Genomic DNA, 22,637 nt, shown 5'->3' on the forward strand with positions numbered 1-22,637 from the left:
CTCCCGTGCCTCACGTCAAACCGCCCACAGGACTCGTCGGTGCCGGCTTGCTGATCATCGACAAGAGCCCCGGCATGACGAGCCACGACGTGGTGTCCGCCTGCCGAAAGTTGCTGAAGACACGCAAGATCGGGCACGCCGGCACCCTCGACCCGATGGCGACGGGGGTGCTCGTGCTCGGCGTCGAGCGGGCGACGAAGATGCTCGGCCTGCTGGCTCTCACCACGAAGGCGTACACGGCCACCATTCGACTCGGTGCGGCCACCACCACGGACGACGCCGAGGGCGAGACGGTCTCCTCGGCCGACGCGTCCGGCGTGCGGGACGAGGACATCGCCGCGCAGATGCAGAGCCTGACCGGCGACATCAGCCAGATCCCCGCGAGCGTCAGCGCGATCAAGGTCGACGGCAAGCGGGCTCATGCGCTGGTACGTGACGGCGAGACGGTTGTCCTCGAACCACGACGAGTGACGGTCAGCCGGTTCGACCTGACGTCGGTCCGCCGCGGTGACACGGTCGTGGATCTCGACGTCGAGGTCGAGTGCACGTCGGGGACCTACGTCCGTGCGCTGGCCCGCGATCTCGGCGCCGCACTCGGCGTCGGAGGACACCTCACGGCCTTGCGACGCACCAGAGTCGGGCCGTTCACCCTCGAGCATGCGCGCACCCTCACCGAAGTCGAGACCCGTCCGGCCGTCAGCCTCGACATCGACGCCGCTGCGAAGACCGCGTACGAGCATCGCTCCGTCACCGCCGAGGAAGCGGAGTCGATCAGCCAGGGTCGGTGGCTCGATCCGATCGGCATGAAGGGCATCTACGCCGCGATCGACCCGGACGGCAACACCATTGCCCTGCTTCAGGAACGGGGCAAGCGCGCCAGCACCGTCATGGTGGTGCGACCGGCCACGCTGCGTGACTGAAGTGCTGCGTGACTGACTTAAACAGTCATCCAAATCGCCTCGGCCGCAATACGACCCAGATCGATCGGGTTCTCCGTGGGGGAGATTCGGACCGCCACGGTGCCGGCGTAGTCCCGGCGCTCGACCATCTCGATCGTCAGGTCCAGGCAGATCCCCACGGTGTCGAAGTAACGAAGCATCTCCGGGTCGGCGTCGGAAATCCGAGCGACGCGCCCGGACTGGCCGACACGAAACTCGCTGAGCGGGACCGCACGCGGGGCGGGAATGTCTCCGTCGGCGGTGGGGATCGGGTCACCGTGGGGGTCACGATCCGGGTGGCCGAGCTTGATGTCGATGCGGTCCATCAGCAGGTCCGACACCGCGTGCTCGAGAACCTCGGCCTCGTCGTGGACTTCGTCCCACCCGTAGCCGAGCTCCTGGACCAGGAACGTTTCGATAAGGCGGTGACGGCGAACCATCGCGACCGCGGCGCGCCGACCGGTGTCGGTGAGCGCGATCGCCCCGTACCGGGCGTGGTCGACCATTCCCTGATCCGACAACTTTCGGATGGCTTCGGACACCGTGGACGGCGACACGCCGATCCGCTCGGACAACATCTTGGTGCTCACCGGCTCGTCGGAGTACTCGCTCGCGGTCCAGATGACCTTGAGATAGTCCTGCGCCACGGCGGACAGCGAGCGGGTGTTCACGGGCTCATCCTAGGCAAAAGGCAGCTCGTACTCGCGCGCGACACATGTGCGCGTGACCGCCAGGCGATGTGGCCGTAGTGTTCTCCACTGTGCAGCGATGGCGAGGTCTCGACGAGGTACCTGCCGACTGGGGCCGGTGCGTTCTGACGATCGGTGTGTTCGACGGCGTGCACCGCGGTCACGCTCAGCTGATCGGCCGAGCGGTGAAAGCGGCAGCAGCGCGGGGCATTCCGTGTGTTCTGATGACTTTCGATCCGCATCCGATGGAGGTCGTGCGGCCCGGAAGCCACCCGGCCCAACTGACGACGCTCACCCGCCGGGCCGAGCTGGCCGAAGAACTCGGCGTCGACGTCTTCTGCGTCATGCCTTTCACCGCGGAATTCATGAAGCTCACCCCCGAGCGCTACGTGCACGACATCCTCGTCGAACGTCTTCACGCCGCCGAGGTGGTGGTGGGGGAGAACTTCACCTTCGGCAAGAAGGCGCTCGGAACGGTCTCGTTCCTCGAGCAGGCCGGTCGCCGATTCGGCTTCGCGGTGGACGGCGTCAATCTCCTCGCCGAACACACGGTCACGTTCTCGTCCACCTACATTCGCGCATGCGTGGACGCCGGCGACGTCTCCGCGGCGGCCGAGGCACTCGGGCGCCCGCACCGGGTCGAAGGTGTCGTGGTGCACGGCGACGGCCGAGGCCGGACCATCGGGTATCCCACCGCCAACGTCGCGCCGCCGATGCACGCTGCGATTCCGGCGGACGGCGTCTACGCCTGCTGGTTCACCGTGCTCGGCGCCGGGCCCGTCGTGGGCACGGTCAAGTCGGGCAAGCGCTGCCAGGCGGCGGTGTCGGTGGGCACAAATCCCACGTTCTCCGGCCGGACCCGCACCGTCGAGGCCTTCGTGATGGACGGCGACGCCGACCTCTACGGCCAACACGTCGCCGTCGATTTCGTCGAGCGGCTGCGCGGGATGGAGGCGTTCGACTCGGTGGGCGCGCTGGTGGAACAGATGGATCGGGACGTCGCTCGCGCGCGGGAGATCCTCACCGCCGTCGCCGATGGTCGGTAGGGCCGCTCGGCGCTGGTAGGCTCTTCTCTCGGTGCGTGCTGCGGTTCGCGGCGGCCACACCAACGTCTGAACACACGCGAACGTCTATCACCAGGAGTTATGCAGTGGCTTTGACCACCGAAGAAAAGAAGAAGGTCCTCGGCGAGTACGGCTTGCACGAGACCGACACAGGATCGCCCGAGGCGCAGGTGGCCATGCTCACCAAGCGCATCGTCGATCTGACCGAGCATCTGAAGGTGCACAAGCACGATCACCACTCCCGCCGAGGCCTCCTGCTGCTCGTCGGACGTCGTCGTCGTCTGCTCAAGTACGTTCAGAAGGTCGACGTCGCCCGCTACCGCTCGCTCATCGAGCGTCTGGGACTGCGTCGATAAATATCCACTCCGCACTGTTGCCAGCGAGGCATGCTTAGACTGAGCCTCGCTGGCTACACGTGTTTCTACAGCACTACCAGCAACACCAGCAGTAACGAAGTCGCTCGCAGCCGACCGATCGCACGGGTCGGTCTCCGGTAGTGACTCCTCGGTTCCGGTCCGTTCTCCGATTCGACGAGAGCGCGGCACCAGGGGTTTCGATCGTGGACCGCTTCCGCCGCCGGCCGACTACGCCGCCAGGGCCACCGGGCCGTCTGGCGCGCCCGGGTGGGAGCGGCGAAGACGAGAGGACGAAGAGAAGAACATGACAACCACAGAATCCGCAGTAGAGGTCGACGAAGGCGTCTACGAAGCCACCGCCGTGATCGACAACGGCTCGTTCGGTACCCGCACCATCCGTTTCGAAACCGGCCGTCTGGCCCGTCAGGCCGCCGGATCCGTCGTCGCCTACCTCGACGACGAGACCATGCTCCTGTCGGCGACCACCGCGTCGAAGAACCCCAAGGACCACTTCGACTTCTTCCCCCTCACGGTGGACGTCGAGGAGCGCATGTACGCCGCCGGCCGTATCCCCGGCTCGTTCTTCCGCCGTGAAGGACGCCCCAGCACCGACGCGATCCTGACCTGCCGCCTGATCGACCGGCCGCTGCGCCCGACCTTCGTCGACGGTCTCCGCAACGAGATCCAGGTCGTCATCACGGTCATGAGCCTCGACCCCAAGGACCTGTACGACGTCGTGGCCATCAACGCCGCATCCGCGTCGACTCAGATCGCCGGACTGCCGTTCACCGGCCCCGTCGGCGGCGTGCGCGTCGCGCTGATCGGCAAGCAGTGGGTTGCGTTCCCGACCAACGAGCAGCTCGAGGAGGCCGTGTTCAACATGGTCGTCGCGGGCCGCATCGTCTCCGGTTCGGGCGCGGACGCCGACGTCGCGATCATGATGGTCGAGGCCGAGGCCACCGAGAACGTGTTCGAGCTCATCGAGGGTGGATCGCAGGCACCCACCGAAGCCATCGTGGCCGAGGGCCTCGAGGCCGCCAAGCCGTTCATCGCGTCGCTCTGTGACGCCCAGAAGGCACTCGCCGCCAGCGCGGCGAAGCCGACCGGCGACTACCCGCTGTTCCCGGCGTACCAGTCGGACATCTTCGAGGCAGTCGAGAACGCCGCGCAGATTCCGCTGGGCGAGGCTCTGACCATCGCCGGCAAGGCCGAGCGTGAAGACAAGCTCGACGAGGTCAAGGCACAGATCCTCGAGAGCGTCGGCGACCGGTTCGAAGGCCGCGAGAAGGAGATCGGCGCAGCGTTCCGCTCGTTGACCAAGAAGCTGGTCCGCCAGCGCATCCTGCGCGACCAGTTCCGCATCGACGGCCGCGGCATCACCGACATCCGCGAATTGTCGGCCGAGGTGGCGGTTGTCCCGCGCGCCCACGGCAGCGCGTTGTTCGAGCGCGGCGAGACCCAGATCCTGGGCATCACCACCTTGGACATGGTCAAGATGGCCCAGCAGATCGACTCGCTGGGACCCGAGACCAGCAAGCGCTACATGCACCACTACAACTTCCCGCCGTACTCCACCGGCGAGACCGGACGCGTGGGATCGCCCAAGCGTCGCGAGATCGGTCACGGAGCGCTCGCCGAGCGTGCACTCCTGCCCGTGCTCCCGAGCCAGGCCGAGTTCCCCTACGCGATCCGTCAGGTCTCGGAGGCGCTCAGCTCCAACGGATCCACCTCGATGGGTTCGGTCTGCGCGTCGACACTGGGCATGCTCAACGCCGGTGTGCCGCTGAAGGCCCCGGTGGCCGGTATCGCCATGGGTCTGGTCTCCGATCAGGTCGACGGTGAGACCCGCTACGTGGCACTGACCGACATCCTCGGCGCCGAAGATGCCTTCGGAGACATGGACTTCAAGGTTGCCGGTACCAAGGACTTCGTGACGGCTCTGCAGCTCGACACGAAGCTCGACGGCATCCCGTCCCAGGTTCTGGCCGGTGCGCTGTCGCAGGCCAAGGACGCCCGGAACACGATCCTCGAGGTCATGGCCGAGGCCATCGACGCACCCGACGAGATGAGCCCGTTCGCACCGCGCGTCACGGCCATCAAGGTGCCCGTCGACAAGATCGGTGAGGTCATCGGGCCCAAGGGCAAGATGATCAACTCCATCACCGAGCAGACCGGTGCCAACATCTCGATCGAAGATGACGGCACGGTCTATGTCGGTGCCGCGGATGGTCCGTCCGCACAGGCCGCGATCGACATGATCAACGCCATCGCCAACCCGCAGCTGCCGAAGGTTGGCGAGCGTTTCCTCGGAACCGTCGTCAAGACAACGGCTTTCGGTGCATTCGTCTCGCTGCTCCCCGGTCGCGACGGCTTGGTGCACATCTCCAAGCTCGGCAGCGGCAAGCGGATCAACAAGGTCGAGGACGTGGTGAGCGTCGGCTCGAAGCTTCGCGTCGAGATCGCCGACATCGACAACCGCGGCAAGATCAGCCTCGTTCCCGTCGAGGACGACGCGGCTGCTCCGGCTGCCGAGGCGTCCGAGGCACCCGCAGCAGAGGTCAGCGCTGAGTAAGAAGAAGTATTCGAATCTGGCGGCGCAGTCCATGGAGTCCGGACTGCGCCGTCCGCGCGTCACGGCCGACCACGAGTCGGGCGTGTCCAGAACCACCCTTCCCGGTGGTGTGCGGGTGGTGACCGAGTTCGTTCCCGGTGTGCGTTCGGCGTCCGTCGGGGTGTGGGTGGCCGTGGGTTCCCGCGACGAGGGCCCGTCGGTGGCGGGCGCGGCGCACTTCCTCGAGCATCTGCTGTTCAAGGCGACGCCCACGCGCACGGCGCTCGACATCGCGCAGGTGATGGACGGTGTCGGCGGCGAGCTGAACGCGTTCACGTCCAAGGAGCACACGTGCTTCTACGCGCACGTGCTGGACGAGGATCTCGACCTGGGCCTCGACATCGTCGCGGACGTCGTCCTGCGGGGCCGTTGCCGCGCGGAGGACGTCGACGTCGAACGGCAGGTCGTGCTCGAGGAGATCTCGATGCGTGACGACGACCCGGAGGACCTGCTCGGCGACGCGTTCCTCGAAGCGCTGTACGGCGATCATCCGATCGGCCGACCCGTCATCGGGACCGTGGAGTCCATCGAGACGATGACGCGAACGCAATTGCACTCGTTCCACACTCGGCGCTACACCGCCCCGCGGATCGTGGTTGCCGTCGCCGGCAACGTCGATCACGAGAGCACCGTCGAGAGCGTTCGTCGTAGTTTCGGTGACCGAATTCGAGGCGACGTGGGCCCGGCGCCTCGCCGCACCGGCACCGGACGCATCAAAACCGCACCCACGCTCAGCGTGACGACGCGCGACAGCGAGCAGGCTCACCTGTCGCTCGGCGTGCGCGCCTTCGGGCGGCACGAGGGAAACCGCTGGGCGTTGTCCGTGCTCAACAACGCTGTCGGCGGTGGCCTCAGTTCGCGTCTGTTCCAAGAGATTCGAGAAGAACGCGGCCTGGCCTACTCGGTGTACTCGTCGGTGGACACCTTCGCCGACACCGGCGCGTTCTCCGTCTACGCCGGATGCCAGCCGGAGAACCTCGGTGAGGTGACCACGCTGATCCGCGAGGTGCTGGCGAAGGTTGCCGCCGACGGAATCACCGACGCGGAGTGCGCACGCGCCAAGGGATCGATGCGTGGCGGACTCGTTCTGGGACTGGAAGATTCGGGCTCACGGATGAACCGAATCGGGCGCAGTGAACTGAACTACGGCAACCATCGCAGCGTGTCGGAGACTCTGGCGCGCATCGACCAGGTCACCAACGACGAGGTGCGCGCGGTGGCGGCGGAGTTGCTCGCGCGCCCGATGGCGGCCGCAGTGGTGGGGCCGTACAAGAACGCCCGGCAACTTCCGGCGCCGGTGAAAACCGCGGTCTCAGGCTAGCTGAACCTTCGCCGTCGCTCGGTGGCCCAGGATGCGCTTGCCGTTGAATCGCGCGTCCAACGAGACGACCGCGGTGCGCGTCTCGGGGTCGAGCGACTTGACCTTGCCCGCCAACTCCAGTGCGGAGGGCCGGTCCGGGTGCACACTGACCGGGCTGGTGAAGCGCACGGTGTAGTCACGGACCGCGCCGGGATCGCCGAGCCACGACGTGAGGTAGCCGGCTGCGACACCCATCGTCAGCATGCCGTGCGCCACAACGGTTTCGAGGTCGATCATGTGGGCGAACACGTCGCTCCAGTGAACCGGGTTGGCGTCACCTGCAACGCCTGCGTAGTTCACCAGATCGCCGCGAGTGAGCTCCACCGTGCGAGGCGGCAGTTCGTCGCCGACCGACACGTCCTCGAACCTGTGCGCCGCAGAGGATCTGAAGGGCACGGTCACCGGCTCTTCGTAGGTCGGCTTGTCCGCGATATCTGTCTCGACCTCGGTCTCGTCGTCGTCACCGGCAGCGCCGAAGGAGGTCATGCCGTGCATGATCATTCCTCGTGCGGCGTTCGCCACGGTCTCGTCGATGTCGCCCTTACGGCCGATCAGCAGCGTCGTGTACGTGATCTGGACGAGTTCGTTGCGCTGGTTCGACACGATGTTCTTGGTGACCATCATGTCGCGGCCCACGATCTGGCGGAAGGAGTCGAGGGAGACGTCGCACACGATGCGGTCACCCGCCTGCATCGGGGTGTAGTACTCGATGACCTGATCGGTCTGGAGCATCTGGCTGAGGTCGTAGCCGGTGGCGATGGTGGCGAGAAGCTTCTTCTGAGCCAGGGTGCCGACCAGTGAGATGAACGTCAGCGGGGCGATCAGACCGTCGTAGCCGTACTCGCGAGCCGCATCCTCGTTCCAGTGGACGGGGTTGAGGTCCTGCACGGCCTTGGCGTACTCGCGCACCTTCTCGCGGCCGACCTCGTAGTAGTCGTCGACCCGATAGTGGTAGCCGACCATCGCGCGCGCATGGTCGGCCGGATCGAATGCCGCAGGTTCCGTGGTCCGGTCATCGATGCTCATCGCGGCGAGATTACCGGGTCCGCGCCGTACCCAATAATCACACGCGAACGTCTGTGTCTGTCACAACGAACGTCAGGTGAACGCAGGGTCGGCGACAACGGTGACGGCCAGCTGCTTGCGAATTCGGGTGAAGAGTCGCGGAGTGTCCACCGCGAGAACGGCGACTGTCTCGTCTCCGCGTTCGTACACGGCGACGAACGGCCCGTCGCTGGGGTCGCCGTCGATCACCCGCACCGCGTCGGTCGGCTGCCGCCACCCCGCGAACTGAATGCGCTTGCCGTACTGGTCGGACCAGAAATAGGGCGCGGGCCGGCGATCGAGTGCCGGCAGGCCCAGGATCGATCGCGCGACGACCGCGGCCTGTGTGGTGGCGTTGGACCAGTGCTCGCTGCGGTGGTGGTCCTGCAGGACGAGATCGAAGGTGCGTGCGCAGTCGCCGATGGCGTAGACGCCCGGCACGGTGGTGCGGCAGGACGAGTCCGTGACGAAGCCTCCGTCGATCGCCAGACCCGACGCTGCGGCCCACTCGGTGTTGGGGACCGCGCCGATGCCGATGACCACGACGTCGGCCGGCAGGGACGTGCCGTCTCCCAGGCGGACGGAACGCACCGCGCCGTCCACGCCCTCCAGCGTGTCGACCGCGGCACCGAGGATCAGCCTGACCCCGTTGGCCGCATGCATGCCGACACACAGCTCGGCCATGTCGAAGCCGAGCGGGCCGGACAGGGGAGCGGTGGAGGCTTCTACAACGGTGACGTCGATTCCGGCAGCAGACGCGGTGGAGGCCACCTCGGCACCGATGAAACCGGCGCCGATCACCACGAGGTGCTTCGCCGTCGCCAGCGACGCTTTCAGGGCCACGGCGTCGTCGAGGGTGCGCAGCGTGTGCACCCCGGTGAGGTCGTCCGCGCCGATGAGTGTGCGCGCGCGAGCGCCGGTGGCGATGATGGTGGCGTCGGCGGAGATCGTGCGTCCGTCGCCCAGCGCGACGGACGATCCGTCCAGCCCGGTTGCGGCGACGCCGAGGATCCACTCGACGTTCAGGTCCTCGTCGTCCGTCACGAGCGAGGTGTCGTTCACGGAGCCGGAGAGGAACGCCTTGGACAACGGCGGGCGGTCGTAGGGGAGATGTGGTTCGTCGCCGACAACGGTGATCGAGCCGCCGAAACCGTTGTCGCGCAGAGCCCGCACCGCGGACAGGCCCGCAAGAGATGCTCCGACGACGACGACCGATTCGACGGTGTCGGTCACTGGGAGCCGAGGTCGAGCACGACGACGCCGTCGACGACGTGCACCGCGTGCGTGCGCACGGCCACCTTGGCGGGAGGTCCCGACGGCATTCCGGTGCGCAGGTCGAAGCAGGCTTCGTGCAGCGGGCACTCGACGGCGCAGTTCTCCACCCAGCCGTCGGCGAGCGACGCGTCCTGGTGGGTGCACGTGTCGTCGATGGCGTAGAGCCCCTCGTCGGTGTGGAAGACGGAGATCGGGTCCCAGCCCGGCGGGGTCACGGTGACGGCCTCACCGACGGGCAGGGCTGCGAGGTTGCATACCGGGTAGGCCGGTCTGGTGTGAATCGTGTCGGTCATCAGGCACTCCCACCGGATCGTGTCCGGTTTGCGTCGATACTGAATTTGGTTGTCGAGAGCGCAACATGGATCCCGATGCGCAACAGGATGCGCGATGTACCGGGGTTCCGTCAACTGTTGCGCCCGGCGTGTTTCCAGCCTGTTTCGTGGCTTGACGGACGTGGATCGAGAGTCGAAACTGTTGCGTAGTGAATAGTGTGTTGCGCAAAGCGCAACACCGTCCCAATTGTTGTCCTATGAGAGGTTCTGCGTGTCTTCACCTCGCGTCGTCATCATCGGTGCCGGAATAGTCGGCACCTCCCTCGCGGACGAGATCACCTCTCGGGGGTGGACCGACGTCACCGTTCTCGATCAGGGCCCTCTCTTCTCCACGGGCGGGTCCACCTCGCACGCGCCGGGGCTGGTGTTCCAGACGAACTCGTCGCGCTCGATGTCGCACTTCGCGGCGTACACGGCCGACAAATTCCGCGGCCTGCACCACGACGGGGGATGGTGCTTCAACACCGTCGGTGGGCTCGAGGTCGCCACCACGCCGCAGCGGTGGGCGGACCTCCAGCGCAAGGCCGGGTGGGCACAGTCCTGGGGGATCCGGGGAGAGCTTCTCGACCCCGCGGACTGCGTCGCCCTGCACCCGCTGGTCGACCGAGAGCGCATTCTGGGCGGATTCCACACTCCCGACGACGGTCTCGCGAAGGCCGTCCGCGCCGCCGAAGCTCAAGCGACGCTCGCGGAGGCACGCGGTGCCGTGTTCCGCGGCCACACGCCCGTCACCGAGATCCTGAGCGCGGGCGGACGCGTCACCGGTGTTCGCACACCCCACGGCGACGTACCCGCCGACATCGTGGTCTCCGCCGCAGGATTCTGGGGAGCGCAGCTGGGAAAGCAGGTCGGCCTCACCGTCCCGCTGGTCCCCATGGCGCACCAGTACGCGACCACCGGGCGGATCGAACCGCTCGTCGGGCGCAACAGCGACGCCGCCGAAGCGGGACTTCCCATCCTGCGGCACCAGGATCAGGACCTCTACTACCGCGAGCACGGCGACCGCATCGGTATCGGGTACTACGGACACGACCCCATGCCTGTCGACATGACGACCCTGATGTCCGACACGGCCGGCGAGCAGATGCCGTCGATGCTGCCGTTCACCGAGGAGGACTTCGCTCCCGCGTGGCGTGAATCGATGGCTCTGCTTCCCTCGCTGGGTGATTCGAAGGTCGAGTCCGGGTTCAACGGAATCTTCTCCTTCACCCCCGATGGCCATTCCGTCGTCGGCGAGCACCGCGATCTGTCCGGCTTCTGGGTCGCCGAGGCCATTTGGGTGACGCATTCGGCCGGCATCGCGAAGGCGGTGGCCGAGTGGATGATCGACGGAGCGCCCCAGACCGACATCCACGAATCGGACCTCTACCGGTTCGAGGAGACCGAACGCAGCGCCGACTTCATCATGGAGACCAGCAAGCAGGCGTTCGTCGAGGTGTACGACATCGTGCACCCGCGGCAGCAACGCGAGAAGCTCCGAGGTCTGCGGCGCAGTCCGTTCCACGCGCAGGAAGTCGCGTTGGGTGCGCAGTTCGTACAGGGGGGCGGCTGGGAGCGGCCTGCCTGGTACGAGTCGAACGCCGCCGAAGTGGCGGCGGTGACGGTGCCGCCGCGCGACGACTGGTCCGCGTCGTTCTGGTCACCGATCTCCGTGGCCGAGGCGAACGCCACACGATCGCGTGTCGCGATGTTCGACATGACTCCGCTGACCAGATACGAGGTGGCCGGACCGGGCGCGGCCGCGTTCCTCCAGGAGATGACGACCAACAACGTCGACAAGTCCGTCGGCAGCGTCACCTACACGTTGATGCTCGACGACGTGGGCGGTGTCCGAAGCGATCTCACGGTCGCGCGGCTGGCCTCCGATCGATATCAGGTCGGCGCCAACGGCCCCCTCGACATCGACTGGATGACTCGCCGTCTTCCTGAAAACGGCTCGGTGACCGTCCGCGACATCACCGGAGCCACCTGCTGTGTCGGAGTCTGGGGTCCGCGCGCGCGTGACCTCGTTGCGCCGCTGTGCGATGCCGACATCTCTCACGAGAGCTTCAAGTACTTCCGCGCACTGCAGACGTACATCGGCGCGATTCCGGTGACGATGATGCGGGTGTCGTACGTCGGCGAACTCGGCTGGGAGATCTACACGGGCGCCGAACACGGTGGGGCTCTGTGGGATCTGCTCTGGTCGGCCGGACAGGAACACGGGGTGATCGCCGCGGGACGCCTGGCCTTCGACAGCCTCCGGCTCGAGAAGGGTTACCGGTCCTGGGGACACGACATGACCTCGGAGCACACTCCGGCCGAAGCGGGGGTGGAGTTCGCGGTCCGCGACACCAAGGAGTTCGTCGGCAAGGCCGCACTCGCGGACCGGCCGGCGACGAAACGACTGCGCACCATCGTCTTCGACTCCGCGGACGCCGTGGTTCTGGGCAAGGAGCCGGTGTCGGTGAACGGCGAGGTGGTCGGGTACGTCACCAGTGCCGGATACTCGGCCACCCTGGCTCGGACGATCGCCTACGCGTGGCTGCCCCTCACCGTGGCCGTCGGAGACAGCGTCAGCGCAACATATTTCGGCCACGACGAGACCGCGACGGTCGCCGACGATGCTGTCGTCGATCCGTCCGGCGAGCTGATCAGGAGATAGACACGTGCATTACGACGTCATCGTCATCGGGCTCGGTGGAATGGGCAGCGCCGCTGCCTTCCATCTCGCCGACCGTGGCCAGAAGGTTCTCGGCCTCGAGAAGTTCACCCCGGCGCACGACAAGGGGTCCAGCCACGGCGGATCGCGCATCATTCGGCAGTCCTACTTCGAGGACCCGGCGTACGTTCCGCTGCTGCTGCGCGCCTACGAACTCTGGGCGGAACTCGCGCAGGAGTCCGGTGAGGAGGTGTACCGCATCACCGGCGGCCTGTTCATCGGGCGCAAGGATTCGACGACCGTCGCCGGCAGTCTGAAGGCGTCGCAGCAATGGTCGCTTCCGCACGAGGTTCTCGATGCGGCGCAGGTGAAGTCGAGGTTTCCGCAGTTCGATCTGAACGACGACGAGGTGGCGCTGTTCGAAGCCGCGGCGGGGTTCGCGCGTCCGGAGCTCACGGTGCAGGCGCACATCGATCTGGCGGTGAAGCGCGGCGCCACACTGCAATTCGGCGAGACGGTGCAGTCGTGGTCCGAAGACGGTGACGGCGTCACGGTCACGACAGACAAGGGCACGTACACCGCGGGGCAGGTCGTCATCTGCCCCGGAGCGTGGGCGCCGGGCCTGCTCGAGCAGTTCGGTGTGCCGATCGTGGTCGAGCGACAGGTTCTCTACTGGTTCGATCCGATCGGCGGCACGGCACCCTTCGAGAATCACCCGATCTTCATTCACGAAGCAGCCGACGGTATGCAGGACTATGGATTTCCCGCGATCGACGGCCCCACCGGTGGTGTCAAGGTCGCGTTCTTCCGCAAGGGTCAGGAGTGCACGCCCGAGACGATCGACCGCACCGTCTACCCGGGGGAGATCGATGCCATGCGGGCGCGGGTCTGCGAGACGCTCCCGGCCCTCGACGGTGACTGCCTCGACTCCGCAACGTGCATGTACTCGAACACTCCGGACGAGCATTTCGTGATCGCGCGCCACCCCGACGCCGCCAATGTGACCGTGGCGTGCGGATTCTCCGGGCACGGCTTCAAGTTCGTGCCGGTGGTCGGCGAAATTCTCGCGGACCTCGCGACCACTGGACGCACCGATCACCCGATCGCGCTGTTCGATCCCCGTCGGCTGGTGACGGTGTGACGTCCCTGATCCCGACGCTGGGCGGTGAGTCCTACACCAGCGCGGAGACGTTCGCTGCCGAGCAGGAGCGCGTCTTCGAGGCCATGTGGTTCTGCAGTGTCCGCAGCGCCGACCTGGAAAGCCCCGGTGCCTTTCGACGGGTCACCGTGGGCCGCGAGAGCGTTCTCGTGGTTCGGGGCCGAGACGGGGCGCTGCGCGCGTTTCTGAACGTCTGCCGACATCGCGGCGCCATGATCTGCACCGAGGAGTCGGGTCAGGTCAAGCGAAACTTGCAGTGTCCGTATCACGCGTGGACGTACGGTCTCGACGGCAAACTGATCGCTGCGCCGAATCTCGGCTCGCTGAAGGACGATTCGGGTGCCGACCTCGACCGCGTGGCCTGGGGCCTGATTCCCGTCGCACTGCGTGAGTGGCTGGGCTACGCGTGGGTGTGTCTCGCGGACGACCCTCCGCCCTTCGAGGACGAGGTCATCGGCGCCGTCACCGAACGCCTCGGCACAGCCGACGCCGTAGGGCACTACGGGGTGGACTCCCTCGCTCTCGGACATCGCGAGGTGTACGACGTGGCGGCGAACTGGAAACTGATCGTCGAGAACTTCATGGAGTGCTATCACTGCGCCACCATTCACCCCGAACTCACCGAGGTGCTTCCGGAGTTCGCGGACGGATTGGCCGCGCAGTACTTCGTCGGCCACGGCGCCGAGTTCGGTGAGGACGTGCGCGGCTTCACGGTCGACGGGTCTGCCGGCTTCGAGGCGCTACCCGGTCTCGATCCCGATCAGGATCGCCGGTACTACGCCATCACGATCAAGCCGACCGTGTTCGTGAACCTGGTGCCCGACCACGTGATCGTGCATCGGATGTTCCCGATGTCCGCCGATCGCACGGTGGTCGAGTGCGATTGGCTCTATGCGCCCGACGTCGTCGCGTCCGGCGCGGACACCGCACGATCCGTCGAGCTGTTCCACCGGGTCAACCTGCAGGATTTCGACGCGTGCGAGCGAACGCAACCGGCGATGTCGTCGCGGGCCTACCGTAACGGGGGCGTGCTCGTCCCCGCGGAACACCACATCGGGGACTTTCATGCTTGGCTGAGCGGACGATTGGGCTAGCAAGAAGCGAAAGGACCACGGTGGACACGGAGAGACTGTTCGGGACCGTCAACTACATCGACGGCGTCTGGCGTGCGTCCACCTCGGGTGAGACCCGCGACTGCATCGACCCGGCCACCGGTGCGGTGATCGTGACCGTCGACGAGGCCTCCCCGGCCGACGCAACGGCTGCGGTCGCCGCCGCTCGGGCGACGTTCGACGCGGGCGAGTGGCCGGCCACGCCGATGGCCGAACGCACGGCACTGCTGGCCCGCATCGCGGATCTGCTCGAGCGCGACAAGGAAGAGTTGTCGCTGATCGAGACCCTCGACACCGGAAAGACGTTGCCGGAGAGCCGGATCGACATCGACGACGTGGTCTCGGTGTTCCGGTACTACGCCCAGCTGGCCACGGTGTCGCCCGATCGGGTGGTCGACGTCGGCAATCCGGCCGTCATCTCGCGGGTGGTGCACGAGCCCATCGGAGTGTGCGTCCTGATCGCCCCGTGGAACTATCCGTTGTTGCAGATGTCGTGGAAGGTCGCGCCCGCGCTGGCCGCCGGATGCACGATGGTGCTCAAGCCCAGCGAGGTGACCCCGCTCAGCACCATCGCGTTCGTTCGATTGATTGAGGAAGCGGGTGCACCGGCGGGAGTGGTGAACCTGGTCCAGGGAAGTGGGGCCACTCTCGGCAGCGCTCTGACCGACACCCCGGACGTCGATTTCATCTCCTTCACCGGCGGACTCGCGACCGGCCGCATCATTCTGGAGACCGCGGCCAAGCACGTGACCAAGGTTGCGGTGGAGCTAGGCGGCAAGAACCCCCACATCGTGTTCGCCGACGCCGTGTCCACCCCCGAGGGAATGGACGCCTCCGTCGATCAGGTTCTGACGGGCGTCTTCCTGCACTCGGGACAGGTGTGCTCGGCGGGGACCCGGCTGATCGTGGAGGAGTCGGTGGCCGACGAGTTCGTCGCAGAAGTCGTCAAGCGCGCCGAGGCAATTCGCATGGGTCCGGGCGTCGACGACGCCAGCGAGACGGGCCCGTTGGTCTCGACGGCGCAGCGGGACAAGATCGAGAAGTACGTGGAGCTGGGCAAGTCCGAAGGTGCCACGCTGCTCACCGGCGGCACCCGCCCCTCGGACCCGGCCCTGTCCGACGGAAGCTTCTTCCTGCCAACGGTGTTCGATCACTGCTCGCGAGAGATGCGGATCGTTCAGGAGGAAACGTTCGGCCCGATTCTCACCGTCGAACGCTTCACCACGGACGAGGACGCACTTCGCTTGGGCAACGACACCGAGTACGGACTGGCCGCCGGGGTTCGCACGTCGGACGGGGCGCGAGGCGAACGAATGGTGCGCGGTCTGCGCCACGGAACCGTGTGGCTCAACGATTTCGGTTACTACACGGCCGCGGCGGAATGGGGCGGGTTCAAGAAGTCCGGCAACGGACGTGAGCTCGGCCCGACCGGTTTGTCCGAATATCAGGAAACGAAACACATTTGGAACAACACGACGTCACCCAAAGCCGGGTGGTTCGGCGCATCCTGACCTTACGATCTGCTCACCGTCGCACCCACTTGGAGGATATCGGTGACCACAACGAACGCGGGCAATGACGGCAGCAGTGGACTCGACGATTTCGGATACAAGGAATCACTCGACCGAAGTCTCGGCAAGTTCGCCAGTTTCGCGGCGGGCGTGTCCTACATCTCGATCCTCACCGGCACGTTCCAGCTGTTCTACTTCGGATTCGGTACGGCCGGGCCGGCCTACCTGTGGTCGTGGCCCATCGTCTTCGTGGGGCAGATGGCGGTGGCGCTGTGTTTCATGGAGTTGGCCGCCAAGTATCCCGTGGCGGGTTCGGTCTACAACTGGGCCAAACTGCTCGGCAGCCGCATCGTCGGGTGGTCGTCGGGATGGCTGATGCTCACCGCCTCCATCGTCACGCTCGCGGCAGTCGTGCTGGCACTGCAGCTCAACCTGCCTCGGCTCTGGAGCGGCTTCCAGATCATCGGTGACGGCAGCGGCAGTACCGATTTCGCCGCCAACGCCGTGCTGCTCGGCGCGATCATGATCGTGTTCACCACGGTGATCAACGCGTGCGGCGTCAAGCTGATGGCCATGATCAACAGCGCCGGCGTATTCATCGAACTCATCGCCGCCGTTCTGATTGCAATCATTCTGGCGGCCAACATCACTCGTGGGCCGAGCGTCTTCTTCTCCACCAACGGCTACGGGGCGGGGGAGAGCTCGGGGTACCTCGGGGCGTTCCTCGTCGCCTCGCTGGCGTCGGGCTACGTGATGTACGGGTTCGACACCGCCAGCTCGCTCGGTGAGGAGACCGTCGAACCTCGCCGGACCGCGCCCAAGGCCATTCTGCGTGCCATTCTCGCCTCGTTCGTGATCGGCGGGGCCATCCTGGTGTTCGCCGTCATGGCGGCACCGGATCTCGACGATCCGGCGCTCGGGGAGCAGAGCGGCAACCTGCAGGGAATCGTCGAAGCGGTCATGTGGGGGCCGCTCGGCACGATCTTCCTGATCTGCATCGTCGTCGCGGTCACCGTCTGCTCGCTGGCCGTGCACACGGCAGCGATCCGGTTGACGTTCGCCATGGCTCGCGACAACGCCCTGCCGTTCGGCGAGAAGCTCGCGAAGGTGCACCCGCGCTTCCAGACTCCGATCGTGCCCGCCGTGGTCATCGGACTGATCGCGATCCTGATTCTCGTCATCAACGTGGGACAGCCGAAGATCTTCACCGTTCTCACCTCGATCGCGATCATCATGATCTACCTCGCCTACCTGATGGTGACGGGCCCGCTGCTCAAGAAGCGCCTGCAGGGCCAGTGGCCGCCGAAGGACCTGAAAGAGGGCGGTTACTTCACGATGGGCCGCTGGGGTCTGCCGGTGAACATCTTCGCCGTGCTGTGGGGAGCCGGCATGGCTCTCAACCTGGCGTGGCCGCGCGAGGCCGTCTACGGCACGCCCTGGTACAACACCTGGGGCGCGTTCGTCTACATCGGAATCATCCTCGGCCTCGGCCTGATCTGGTATTTCACCGTGGGCAAGAAGAACATCGGTACGTTGAAATCACATGCAGCCGAAGCCAAGGAGGATGCGGTGTGACCGAACGGGTGTACGACTATGTGATCGCCGGCGGTGGCACCGCAGGGTGTGTCCTGGCCGCCAGGCTCAGCGAGGACCCGTCGGTGACGGTCGCGCTCGTCGAGGCGGGGCCGACGGACGTCGACAACAAGGACATTCTCGAATTGTCCGAGTGGATGCACCTTCTCGACTCCGGGTACGACTGGGACTACCCCGTCGAACCGCAGGAGAAGGGCAACAGCTTCATGCGGCACGCCCGCGCGAAGGTGCTGGGTGGGTGCTCCTCGCACAACTCCTGCATCGCGTTCCACCCACCCGCAGAAGCCCTCGACGACTGGGAATCGATGGGCGCGGCCGGGTGGGGGTCGGAGTCGATCCTGCCGTACGTCTCGCGCGTCACCGGACCGGTGACTCTGCGTGACGTTCCGCCGCTCGACCCGTGCGGCAAAGCCGTCATCGAATCGGCTGCGGGCGTAGGGCTTCCGACCGTGCAGTTCAATCGCGGCAGCACCGTCCTCAACGGTGCCGGATGGTTCCAGATCAACTCCTCCGACGACGGTCTGCGGATGTCCACGTCGCACGCGTACCTGCACCCCATTCTCGGGACCCGCACGAACCTCGACGTGTTGACCGACTGTTGGGTCAGCGAAATTCTGATCGACGACTCGCTCACTGCGACCGGCGTCCGATACCAGAGGCCGGACCTCACCGGATACGACACGGCGACGGCCCGCCGCGAGGTCATCGTGACCGCGGGCGCCATCGACACTCCGAAGTTGTTGATGCTCTCGGGCATCGGCCCGTCGGTGCATCTGCGCGAGATGGGCATCGGCGTTCGAGTCGATTCGCCGGGCGTCGGCGCCAACCTCGACGACCACGTCGAAGGACTGGTGTTCTGGGAGGCGTCGAAGCCGATGGTCACCACCTCGTCGCAGTGGTGGGAGATCGGTCTCTTCGCCACCACCGAGGACGGGCTGAACTACCCGGACGTGATGATGCACTACGGCAGCGTGCCCTTCGACATGAACACGCTGCGATGGGGCTATCCGACCACCGACAACGGATTCTGCCTGACACCCAATGTCACACAAGGGAAGTCGCGGGGAACCGTGCGGTTGCGCTCGCGCGACTACCGCGACCGCGCCAAGGTGGACCCGCGGTACTTCACGGACCCGGACGGGCACGACGATCGCGTCATGCTCGCGGGCCTCAAGCTCGCCCGACGTATCGCCGATCAGCCGCAGCTGAAGGAGTGGATCGCGCGCGAGCTCGCCCCCGGGCCCGACGCCGTCACCGACGACGATCTGCTCGACTACGTGCACAAGACCCACAACACCGTCTATCACCCGGCGGGAACGGCCAAGATGGGAGCGCCGGACGACCCGATGGCGGTTCTGGATCCGCAACTCAGAGTCAAAGGCGTGCAGCATCTTCGGGTGGTCGACGCGTCGGCGATGCCCAAGCTGCCGGCGGTCAACCCGAACATCACCGTGATGACGATGGCCGAGCGGTGTGCGGATCTGGTGCGTGAGTGAGTGATACGGCCGACTTCCTCGGCCGGAATCCGCCTTTTCACACGCTGACCCCGAGCGAGCTGACCGAGCTCGCCGACGCCGCGAGCATCGACGCCTACCGGGCCGGCGACACGATCGTCGGGTCGGACTCGCCCAACGTGGACGCGGTGTGGATGGTCCGATCGGGAACCGTTGCCCTGCTTCACCCGGACGACGCGAAAGGTGCGGCGCCCCTCGACACCGTGCCGCCGGGCGGGCTGTTCGGATTCTCGGCGATGTTGTCCGGTACGCGGTGGACGTTCGTGGCGCGGGCGGCGTCCGACGTCGTGGTGTACCGGTTGCCGGGTAAATTGGTCCGTCCGTACTTCGCCGGACCGGAGGGGACGAAATACCTGGCCGGTGTCATCTCTGCGTCGTTCGGCGGACGTGCCATCGGGGATCAGCAGTCACCCGAGAGCCGGCCCGTCGGCTCGCTGGTCCGGCCGGACCCGGTCACCGTCGACGCACACACGTCCATCCGGGACGCGGTGTGCACCATGACCGAACTCGGCGCGTCGTACGTCGTGATTCCGTTGTCGCACGGGCAGTTCGGCATCTTCACCGATCGGGACCTGCGCACCCGAGTCGTCGCCGCGGGTGTGTCGGTGGATGCTCCCATCGACCGAGTGATGAGTGCGCCCGCGCGCACCGTCGACGCCGACCGAACACCCACGGGCGTCCTGATGGAGATGCTCGAGCTCGGCGTGCGGCACATGGTCGTCGTCGACGTCCGCGGTGGACTCGTCGGCGTGGTGGAGAACTCGGAGCTGCTGTCCGACTCGACCGCGCAGAGTTTTGCGCTGCGTCGCCGCATCGCGACGGCGAACTCGGCCGACGCATTGGCCGAGGCGTGCACCGGAATCAAACCGCTGCTGATCGACATGCACTCGACCGGAACCGCGGTGACGGCCGCCAGCGGCATCCTGTCGGTGGTGGTGGATGCGGCGGTGCGCCGCGCCGTCGAGATCGCCCTCGTCGATCACGGGCGGGACGAGCCGATCCATGCCCGCGACGTCGCCTGGCTCTCGCTCGGCAGCATCGGTCGACGAGAGGCGATGCCGTCGTCCGACGTCGACAGCGCACTGTCGTGGGCCGAGCGCCTCAGCGGCCGGGCCGCCGATCTACGCAGTTTCGCCGCCGACGTCCATCGCACTCTCGATGCCTGTGGGTTGCCGGCGGACACCAACAACGCGGTGGCGAGCAGCCCGCGCTTCTCACGGTCGTCACGTGACTGGCGCGTCGCCGCGCGGGAGTGGCTGAACGACCCTCTCGGCGACCGAGGCATCATCATGTCGTCGTTGCTCGTGGACGGCCGGGTTGTCTGGGGAAACGCCGAGTTGCACACCGTCCCGGCGTCGTACCGCTCCATGGCCGTCGACTTTCCCGACGCACTTCGGTTGCAGTTGCGCGAAGCGTTGGCGACCCGGGCGCGAGTGCGCTCCCTGCGCGACGTTCTCGCGCGGCGAGGCAACACCGTCGACCTCAAGACTCATGCCGTCGCTCCCATCGTCAATCTCGCCCGCTGGGGCGGGCTGAGCGTGGGGGTGGCGGCGGCGTCGACGCCGGCGCGGCTGAACGCGGCGGCCGGTAACGGGATGATAGGCGCCGACGACGCGCGAGTTCTCACCGAGGTGTTCGAGCTGTTGCAGCGTCTACGGTTCGCGCACCAGGTGGGTCAGCTCGAGGAGAACCGACCTCCGGGAGACGTCGTCGTCCTCTCGGAACTGACCCCGCTGGAGCGGAGCGTGCTGATGGACGCCATCCGCCAGATCGCCTCCGTGCAGAAGCGTGTGGGGTACATCGCCGCCAATTCCGGAGTGCCCATGCCGGGCATACCGGGCGGTAGCTAAGGTGGACTCACCATGCATCCGACCTCACCGACACCTGCCGAACGCGGCGGCGCCGCGGTTCAGTCGGTCGATCGTGCACTGTTGGTGCTCGAGATCATCGCCCGACACGGGAGCGCCGGCGTCACGGCGATCGCGGACGAACTCGGCGTTCACAAGTCCACCGTGTCGAGACTGATCGGGGTCCTCGAAGCTCGCGGTTACGTCGAGCAGCTCGGCGAACGAGGCAAGTATCGACTGGGTTTCTCGATCGTGCGTCTGGCCGGATCGGCCACGGCGCAGCGAGACCTCGCCCGCCTCGGACAGTCCATCTGCGACGCGCTCGCGGACAAGGTCGGCGAGACGGTCAATCTTGCGGTTCTCGACGGCGACAGGGCCGTCAACGTGGTCGAAGCTCGGTCCGAGTCCGAAGTGGCTCTGCGGACGTGGGTGGGCCAATCCAGCCCGGTCCACGCCACCTCGAGCGGCAAGATTCTCCTCAGCGAGCTGAGCCGAGAAGACCTGCGGGACAGGCTGAACAACCGCCTCGAAACCTTCACCGAGGCCACGCTCGGAACCCTGGCCGTGCTCGAGAAGGAGCTTGCGTCCATCCGCGAGAACGGATGGGCATCGGTGCACGAAGAACTCGAGATCGGCCTCAATGCCGTGTCTGCACCCGTGCGCGACCATACGTCCGAAGTCGTTGCGGCACTGAGCGTGTCGGGCCCGTCCTATCGGCTGCGCCCCGAGCTCTTCGCGGAAGTCGCCGCGGAGGCGCAGGGAGCAGCCGACGAAATCAGTCGAAAGCTGGGTTATGTCGGCGGGCCCTGATCAGTCGGTTAGGGTCTGATCAGCTCGCGGCGCTCCACTCCTCGGTGCGCTCTTCGGTCGCCTGGGCCAGTGCTTTCGCCGCGTCGTCGCGTCCGAAGTCCTTGCCGTAGACCGGGGTTCCCGGCTGCTGACGCCACGACTGCGCGAGCGTGCCGCCGTCGATCGGATCGAATCCGAGCTCGTCGACCAGATCGAACACGATCTTCTTCTGCGGTCCGTCCTCACCGGCAACGGGGAGCGCGATGCGCTCCGCGGACCCGGCAGGCTTCGCGCTGTTCAGCAGGTGCTTCCACCAGATGCCGTTGAACACCTTGTAGACGGGTGCGCCGATGTGCTCGGAGACCCAGACGCTCTCCGGAGTTCCGTTCTCGATGGCGTCGATGCGGCCGTCGCGCTGCTGTGGGTAGTAGTTGTTGGTCTCGATCACCGGTGCGCCGTCCTTGCGGGCGTCGACGATGCCGTCGGCGAGATTCGGGACGTTCTTCTGCGGGATGCTCAGGATCACCAGGTCGGCGTCGGCTGCGGCGTCCTTTGCCCAGACCGCCGTCGCGCCGGTCTCCTCGGCCAGATCCGCCAAAGTCTGCGGATCGCGCGAATTCGACACGCGCACATCGTGGCCCAGTGCCGTGAGTCGCCGTGTGAGTGTTCCGCCGATGAATCCCGCGCCGATGATGCCGATCTTCATGATCATGGGTCCTGTTCTGTCGATATGTCGTTGCGTCGTTACGCCGATTTCTTGTTACACAGGGCAACGACCGGCCTCGTGCGGAAATTCCGAGCC

18 protein-coding genes are annotated in these 22,637 nt (G+C 66.4%); 13 read left to right on the forward strand and 5 right to left on the reverse strand.

Annotation, left to right across the window (positions count from 1 at the left end; translation table 11 throughout):
* The first annotated feature begins 5 nt into the window (after positions 1-5).
* Positions 6-920 (forward strand): tRNA pseudouridine(55) synthase TruB, encoded by a 915-nt coding sequence (gene truB, locus AC59JP_RS04375; RefSeq protein WP_497324391.1) that lies wholly within the window; start codon positions 6-8, stop codon positions 918-920.
* A 17-nt stretch (positions 921-937) separates the two neighbouring features.
* On the opposite strand, the gene AC59JP_RS04380 is transcribed toward truB, so the two are convergent.
* Positions 938-1,609 (reverse strand): metal-dependent transcriptional regulator, encoded by a 672-nt coding sequence (locus AC59JP_RS04380; protein WP_497324392.1) that lies wholly within the window; start codon positions 1,607-1,609, stop codon positions 938-940.
* A gap of 89 nt (positions 1,610-1,698) precedes the next feature.
* Here AC59JP_RS04380 and AC59JP_RS04385 point away from each other — a divergent pair, with 89 nt between their 5' ends.
* From AC59JP_RS04385 to AC59JP_RS04400, 4 genes are all read left to right on the forward strand, one after another.
* Entirely contained in the window at positions 1,699-2,673 is a 975-nt protein-coding gene (locus tag AC59JP_RS04385; protein WP_497324393.1) for a bifunctional riboflavin kinase/FAD synthetase, read from the forward strand.
* A gap of 104 nt (positions 2,674-2,777) precedes the next feature.
* Positions 2,778-3,047, forward strand: a complete 270-nt coding sequence (gene rpsO / locus AC59JP_RS04390) for a 30S ribosomal protein S15 (RefSeq protein WP_188544827.1) — start codon at positions 2,778-2,780, stop codon at positions 3,045-3,047.
* Between the two features lie 304 nt (positions 3,048-3,351).
* Positions 3,352-5,619, forward strand: a complete 2,268-nt coding sequence (locus AC59JP_RS04395; RefSeq protein WP_497324394.1) for a polyribonucleotide nucleotidyltransferase — start codon at positions 3,352-3,354, stop codon at positions 5,617-5,619.
* A gap of 31 nt (positions 5,620-5,650) precedes the next feature.
* The gene (locus AC59JP_RS04400) at positions 5,651-6,979 is read left to right on the forward strand and encodes a M16 family metallopeptidase (RefSeq protein WP_497324396.1); all 1,329 of its coding nucleotides are present in this window, start codon (positions 5,651-5,653) and stop codon (positions 6,977-6,979) included.
* Here AC59JP_RS04400 and AC59JP_RS04405 read toward each other — a convergent pair.
* From AC59JP_RS04405 to AC59JP_RS04415, 3 genes are all read right to left on the reverse strand, one after another.
* Complete coding sequence (locus AC59JP_RS04405; RefSeq protein ID WP_497324397.1) at positions 6,971-8,044, reverse strand: fused (3R)-hydroxyacyl-ACP dehydratase subunits HadA/HadB; 1,074 nt, start codon at positions 8,042-8,044, stop codon at positions 6,971-6,973. The genes AC59JP_RS04400 and AC59JP_RS04405 overlap by 9 nt on opposite strands.
* 72 nt (positions 8,045-8,116) lie before the next feature.
* A complete protein-coding gene (locus tag AC59JP_RS04410; protein WP_497324398.1) occupies positions 8,117-9,295 on the reverse strand; it encodes an NAD(P)/FAD-dependent oxidoreductase in 1,179 nt (392 codons plus the stop codon).
* Complete coding sequence (locus tag AC59JP_RS04415) at positions 9,292-9,630, reverse strand: bifunctional 3-phenylpropionate/cinnamic acid dioxygenase ferredoxin subunit (RefSeq protein ID WP_497324399.1); 339 nt, start codon at positions 9,628-9,630, stop codon at positions 9,292-9,294. The genes AC59JP_RS04410 and AC59JP_RS04415 overlap by 4 nt, the downstream gene beginning before the upstream one ends.
* Positions 9,631-9,880: 250 nt before the next feature.
* Between AC59JP_RS04415 and AC59JP_RS04420 the strand changes: the two genes are divergently transcribed.
* The 8 genes from AC59JP_RS04420 to AC59JP_RS04455 are packed head-to-tail and all read left to right on the forward strand — an operon-like array spanning position 9,881 to position 21,856.
* Positions 9,881-12,313 carry a GcvT family protein gene (locus tag AC59JP_RS04420; RefSeq protein ID WP_497324400.1) on the forward strand — a complete coding sequence of 811 codons (2,433 nt, stop codon included), beginning with the start codon at positions 9,881-9,883 and terminating at the stop codon, positions 12,311-12,313.
* A gap of 40 nt (positions 12,314-12,353) precedes the next feature.
* The gene (solA, locus tag AC59JP_RS04425) at positions 12,354-13,451 is read left to right on the forward strand and encodes an N-methyl-L-tryptophan oxidase (RefSeq protein ID WP_497324870.1); all 1,098 of its coding nucleotides are present in this window, start codon (positions 12,354-12,356) and stop codon (positions 13,449-13,451) included.
* Positions 13,448-14,563 carry an aromatic ring-hydroxylating oxygenase subunit alpha gene (locus tag AC59JP_RS04430; RefSeq protein WP_497324401.1) on the forward strand — a complete coding sequence of 372 codons (1,116 nt, stop codon included), beginning with the start codon at positions 13,448-13,450 and terminating at the stop codon, positions 14,561-14,563. Before solA ends, AC59JP_RS04430 begins: the two co-directional genes overlap by 4 nt.
* Before the next feature lie 20 nt (positions 14,564-14,583).
* On the forward strand, positions 14,584-16,092 hold the full coding sequence (locus tag AC59JP_RS04435; protein ID WP_497324402.1) for an aldehyde dehydrogenase family protein: 1,509 nt from the start codon (positions 14,584-14,586) through the stop codon (positions 16,090-16,092).
* A gap of 42 nt (positions 16,093-16,134) precedes the next feature.
* Entirely contained in the window at positions 16,135-17,667 is a 1,533-nt protein-coding gene (locus AC59JP_RS04440; protein WP_497324403.1) for an APC family permease, read from the forward strand.
* Positions 17,664-19,181 carry a GMC family oxidoreductase gene (locus AC59JP_RS04445; protein WP_497324404.1) on the forward strand — a complete coding sequence of 506 codons (1,518 nt, stop codon included), beginning with the start codon at positions 17,664-17,666 and terminating at the stop codon, positions 19,179-19,181. The genes AC59JP_RS04440 and AC59JP_RS04445 overlap by 4 nt, the downstream gene beginning before the upstream one ends.
* A complete protein-coding gene (locus tag AC59JP_RS04450; RefSeq protein ID WP_497324405.1) occupies positions 19,178-21,049 on the forward strand; it encodes a putative nucleotidyltransferase substrate binding domain-containing protein in 1,872 nt (623 codons plus the stop codon). The genes AC59JP_RS04445 and AC59JP_RS04450 overlap by 4 nt, the downstream gene beginning before the upstream one ends.
* A gap of 12 nt (positions 21,050-21,061) precedes the next feature.
* Positions 21,062-21,856 (forward strand): IclR family transcriptional regulator, encoded by a 795-nt coding sequence (locus AC59JP_RS04455; RefSeq protein ID WP_497324406.1) that lies wholly within the window; start codon positions 21,062-21,064, stop codon positions 21,854-21,856.
* Positions 21,857-21,875: 19 nt separating this feature from the next.
* Here AC59JP_RS04455 and AC59JP_RS04460 read toward each other — a convergent pair whose 3' ends face one another.
* On the reverse strand, positions 21,876-22,541 hold the full coding sequence (locus AC59JP_RS04460; RefSeq protein ID WP_497324407.1) for an NADPH-dependent F420 reductase: 666 nt from the start codon (positions 22,539-22,541) through the stop codon (positions 21,876-21,878).
* Between the last annotated feature and the right edge of the window lie 96 nt (positions 22,542-22,637).

Source organism: Rhodococcus sp. 320_ES, assembly GCF_059691855.1.

Coding starts and splice junctions, on each gene's coding strand:
- AC59JP_RS04395 (WP_497324394.1), top strand. CDS start 3,352: ATGACAACCACAGAATCCGCAGTAGAGGTCGACGAAGGCGTCTACGAA.
- AC59JP_RS04400 (WP_497324396.1), top strand. CDS start 5,651: ATGGAGTCCGGACTGCGCCGTCCGCGCGTCACGGCCGACCACGAGTCG.
- AC59JP_RS04405 (WP_497324397.1), bottom strand. CDS start 8,044: ATGAGCATCGATGACCGGACCACGGAACCTGCGGCATTCGATCCGGCC.
- AC59JP_RS04415 (WP_497324399.1), bottom strand. CDS start 9,630: ATGACCGACACGATTCACACCAGACCGGCCTACCCGGTATGCAACCTC.
- solA (WP_497324870.1), top strand. CDS start 12,354: ATGGGCAGCGCCGCTGCCTTCCATCTCGCCGACCGTGGCCAGAAGGTT.
- AC59JP_RS04455 (WP_497324406.1), top strand. CDS start 21,062: ATGCATCCGACCTCACCGACACCTGCCGAACGCGGCGGCGCCGCGGTT.
- AC59JP_RS04460 (WP_497324407.1), bottom strand. CDS start 22,541: ATGAAGATCGGCATCATCGGCGCGGGATTCATCGGCGGAACACTCACA.